The 4047-nt window shown below is 61.7% G+C and carries 6 protein-coding genes; 3 read left to right on the forward strand and 3 right to left on the reverse strand.

What is annotated here, in order from left to right; translation table 11 throughout:
- The coding region (locus tag OUZ52_RS22375) for a polyprenyl synthetase family protein (protein ID WP_266160813.1) at positions 1–490 on the forward strand (490 nt) is incomplete at its 5' end.
- A gap of 87 nt (positions 491–577) precedes the next feature.
- Here the strand turns inward: OUZ52_RS22375 and OUZ52_RS22380 are convergent.
- From OUZ52_RS22380 to pmbA, 3 genes are all read right to left on the reverse strand, one after another.
- On the reverse strand, positions 578–940 hold the full coding sequence (locus tag OUZ52_RS22380; RefSeq protein ID WP_266160814.1) for a DUF805 domain-containing protein: 363 nt from the start codon (positions 938–940) through the stop codon (positions 578–580).
- Positions 941–1130: 190 nt separating this feature from the next.
- Complete coding sequence (locus tag OUZ52_RS22385) at positions 1131–1571, reverse strand: DUF4870 domain-containing protein (protein WP_266160815.1); 441 nt, start codon at positions 1569–1571, stop codon at positions 1131–1133.
- A gap of 152 nt (positions 1572–1723) precedes the next feature.
- A complete protein-coding gene (gene pmbA / locus OUZ52_RS22390; protein ID WP_266160816.1) occupies positions 1724–3076 on the reverse strand; it encodes a metalloprotease PmbA in 1353 nt (450 codons plus the stop codon).
- A 153-nt stretch (positions 3077–3229) separates the two neighbouring features.
- Between pmbA and OUZ52_RS22395 the strand changes: the two genes are divergently transcribed.
- Together OUZ52_RS22395 and yjgA are read left to right on the forward strand one after the other, a co-directional pair.
- Complete coding sequence (locus OUZ52_RS22395; protein WP_266160817.1) at positions 3230–3445, forward strand: DUF1653 domain-containing protein; 216 nt, start codon at positions 3230–3232, stop codon at positions 3443–3445.
- A 43-nt stretch (positions 3446–3488) separates the two neighbouring features.
- The gene (gene yjgA, locus OUZ52_RS22400; RefSeq protein ID WP_266160818.1) at positions 3489–4037 is read left to right on the forward strand and encodes a ribosome biogenesis factor YjgA; all 549 of its coding nucleotides are present in this window, start codon (positions 3489–3491) and stop codon (positions 4035–4037) included.
- Positions 4038–4047: the final 10 nt, after the last annotated feature.

The following is a 4047-nucleotide window of genomic DNA, read 5'->3' on the forward strand; positions in this document are numbered from 1 at the left end:
GCATGCCGCCAACAGCGTGGAAATGCTGCGCGTGCTCGGCCGTGCTTGCGGTGCGGAGGGCATGGCGGGTGGACAGGCACTGGACCTGGCCGCCGTCGGCCACAAGCTCAGCCTGGCTGAGCTTGAACGCATGCACGCCTACAAGACCGGGGCGTTGATCCGCGCCTGCATACGGCTCGGCGCGCTGACCGCCAACGCGGAGCAAGCTACCTTGGATGCACTGGATCGCTACGGCCACGCTGTCGGCCTGGCCTTCCAGGTGCGCGACGACATTCTCGATGTCGAAGGCGAATCGGCGGTGATCGGCAAAACCGCCGGCAAAGATGCCGCGGCCGACAAGCCCACCTTTCCTTCGATCATCGGCCTGGACGCCTCGCGCGCCCGCCTGGCCGACCTCACCGGCGAAGCGCTGGACGCCATTGCCCCACTGGGTGCGCGTGGTGAATTGCTGCAAGAACTGGCCCGCTACGCCGCTGGCCGCCACCACTAGCGCCGGTTCAAGGCCGCCCTTGGTGCACATAGCGGCCATAAAAAAGGGCAGCTTGCGCTGCCCTTTCGCTAACATTGGAGCATCCGCTTAGGCGGTTGCGTCCTTCGGGTCGGCACCGTACTGATTCGAGCCCTTGTTACCTTCGGTAGCCAGCAAGACGATTGCCCAGATAGCGCCGATCAGCGGGATCAGCGCAATCAACAACCACCAGCCGCTCTTGCCGATATCGTGCATTCGGCGCACGCCTACGGCGATCGAGGGAACCAACACGGCAAGGCTATAAAGATTAGCCACGAACGGTAGCTTGATGGCCGAGAAAATGCCCACCAAAACGACCGAGATAATGATGTTGACCAGGGTGAACATCCAGTATTCCTGGCGACGTGCACGCCCTTCAAAGTCCGCGTAATGCTGTTTGACACACTTTAAGTACCAGTCGAAAAAGCCCATCGGACCACCCTCCTTAGTTTCAACAGTGAATACCGGCCAGGCTTTATTGCCTGGTCCGGGCGCATAACCTTAGTTTGTAGCCCCCAAAACCAGGCGCATGACATCGCAGCATGTTGCGCCACGAGCCGCAAATAAAGTCGGCGGAGTGTAACCGCGCACCCGAATCATAACCAGCCGGTAAATGGAAAACTCAACCGATCAAGCGCAAAGTAAAGGGATAACGATAGCGCTCGCCCTCATTGGCCTTGATCGCCGCCATGATGGTCAGCACCAGCCAGGCGATACCCACCACGATGCCTACCGGGATCGCCAGCAACAGCCCAAGCCCCAGGGTCAGGATCGACAGCAGCAATAAGCCGGCGCCGATGATGGCGAAGGTGATATTGAAGTTCAGCGCTTCCTTGGCCTGGTCGGCTACAAAAGGCATGGTTTCCTTCTTCACCAGCCAGATGATCAGCGGCCCGATAAAACAGCCCCAACCGAACCAGGCACCGGTAAGCAGACATCCTGCCAACGCCGACAAGTGGGCGAACAAGGCCCACTGGCGTTCTTCGGCACTGGGCGCGTCGGTGGGGGCTGGAGGGGTCTCGGACGACGACGGCGGAACGACGGATTCAGGCGGAGTGCTCATGCGCTTTTCCCCATCACTCGAAACACCGGCCATATGCCGGCGCCGTAGATGCTAGCAAGCTGGCGCCATGGAGGGCAGATGCCTTGTGCCATAGGCATCCAGGGCCCTACCGCGAGCGGGTCACCCGCTCGCGGTGGGCTTATCCGCCCGGGCTATTCGCCGGCTACCGTCATCCGTTCCAACAAGATCGAACCGGTGAGGATATGCGACCGTGGGTCCACGTCGGCGCCGACGGCAACGATACCGGCGAACATATCGCGCAAATTCGCCGCAATGGTGATTTCCTCAACGGGATAGGCAATCTGGCCATGTTCGACCCAGAAGCCGGAAGCCCCGCGCGAATAGTCGCCGGTGACCGTAGATACGCCCTGCCCCATCACTTCGGTCACCAGCAGCCCGGTACCCAATCGCTTAAGCATGTCGGCGAAATCACCCTCATTCGGGGTCACGATCAAGTTGTGGATACCGCCGGCATTGCCGGTCGATTGCAGGCCCAGCTTGCGCGCGGAGTAACTGCCCATCACATATCGCTGCAACACACCGCACTGGATCAAGGCGCTGGCCCGCGTGGTCACGCCTTCGGCATCAAACGCGCTGGAACCATGGCCGCGTGGCAGCAGGGGTTGCTCGGTAATGTCCAACCACGCCGGCATGATCTGCTTACCGGCGTGATCGAGCAGAAAGCTGGCACGGCGGTATAGCGAGCCGCCACTCACCGCACTGACCAAATGCCCGATCAGGCCGCGGGCGACCTCCGGAGCAAACAGCACCGGGCACTGCCGCGTGGACAAACCCCGCGCTTGCAACCGCGACAAAGTGCGCTCAGCAGCCTTGTCGCCCAGCGCACGCGCGCTGATGAAATCAGCGGCCGAACGCACGCTGTCGTACCAGTAATCGCGCTGCATGCCGTTGTCATCCTCGGCAATCAGCGCCAGCGACAACGAATGCCGGGTCGCGCGCTCACGCCCGACAAAGCCATGCGAGTTTGCATACACCGACAGGCCTTGGCCCATCTGCACGCCGGCACCATCGGAGTTGATAATGCCCGCATGAGCACGGCCGGCATCCTCGATCTCGATACCCAGGGCAATCGCCTGCGCCGTGTCGATCTGCCATGGGTGCCACAGATCCAGGTCCGGGAACACCGTAGCCATGCGATCGGCATCTGCCAGGCCAGCGGCGGGATCTTCTTCGGTGAAACGGGCAATCGCACAAGCCTGCTCCAGAGTGGCCTGGATCGAATCGGGGTTGAGGTCGGCCGTACTGGCCGAGCCCTTGCGCTGCCCGAAGTACACGGTCAGTCCAAAACCACGGTCGTGCGAGTGCTCGACCGTCTCCACCTCACCCAGCCGCACATTGACGTTCAAGCCGGTGTCGATACTGGCCGAAACCTCAGCCTGGCTGGCACCGGCCGCGCGCGCGCGGCGGATCACCTCCTCGGCCAACCCGGCCAAACGGTCGAGTTCTTGGTGGCTGCGGTCTTGGGTGCTGGCTAGATCGCTCACGTGAGGCGGCTTCCTGATCAAGAGGGGGCTGAAAAATGCGGGTTAAAAAGTACGAACTGAAGAGTACGGTAGAATGTGCGGTCCGAGCCGCCACGGCCCCCAAGATGGGGGCAACATGGCCGATTGCAAAGCACGCACCGTGCCGAGGTCAACATGCAGCCGATCGCTGGCATCTACCGTCATTACAAAGGCCAGCGCTATCGCGTGCTGGGCACCGCCCGACACAGTGAAACGCTGGAGCCGCACGTGGTCTATCAAGCGCTGTACGGCGACATGGGCTTGTGGGTACGCCCGGCAGCGATGTTTTGCGAGACGGTCACGCTCAATGGCGAGCCGATCCCGCGTTTTGCACTCGAGCACGCGGACTGAAGCGCTGGATCTTGTTCGGCCGATCTAATTTTTGGACACCCCTGTGAATCGTACCTACACCGAAGACAATGACCACGATTACGGCCCCAGCCGTACCCAGCAGCGACGCGATGCACTCGCGGTGCTCGCGCTGGCGACGCAACTGGTCGAACTACCCGCCAGCAAGCTGGCCAGGCTGGAATTACCCGATGACGTGCGCCGCGAAATCGACCAGACACGGCGCATCACCGCGCATATCGCACACAAGCGGCAGCTGGCGTTTTTAGCCAAGGTCATGCGCCGGCACGAAGACAGCGTCTTCGACGGCGTGCGTGCCGCCCTGGGCGAGAATCGCGAGCGCCAGCGCCAGGAAACCGCGGCAATGCATCGCCTTGAAGCGATGCGCGATCGTTTGATTGCCGATGATGACGATGTCGCGCTGGGCGAACTCATCGCCAAACACCCGGGCGTGGATCGCCAACACCTGCGCTCATTGATTCGTCAGGCGCGCAGCGAGCGGGATGCAAGCAAGCCACCGCGTGCGTACCGAGAGATCTTTCAGCTGCTGAAAGACCTGTCCAGCCAAGACAGCGAGCCTGAAGACGCCGCTTGAATCCGCATGC

The sequence above is a fragment of the Dyella silvatica genome (genome assembly GCF_026283955.1).
GTDB classification, from domain to species: Bacteria; Pseudomonadota; Gammaproteobacteria; order Xanthomonadales; family Rhodanobacteraceae; genus Dyella_C; species Dyella_C silvatica.

What these genes read in the sequence shown, in the direction of transcription:
- OUZ52_RS22380 (WP_266160814.1), bottom strand. Translation starts at nt 940, where the DNA reads ATGGGCTTTTTCGACTGGTACTTAAAGTGTGTCAAACAGCATTACGCG.
- OUZ52_RS22395 (WP_266160817.1), top strand. Translation starts at nt 3,230, where the DNA reads ATGCAGCCGATCGCTGGCATCTACCGTCATTACAAAGGCCAGCGCTAT.
- OUZ52_RS22385 (WP_266160815.1), bottom strand. Translation starts at nt 1,571, where the DNA reads ATGAGCACTCCGCCTGAATCCGTCGTTCCGCCGTCGTCGTCCGAGACC.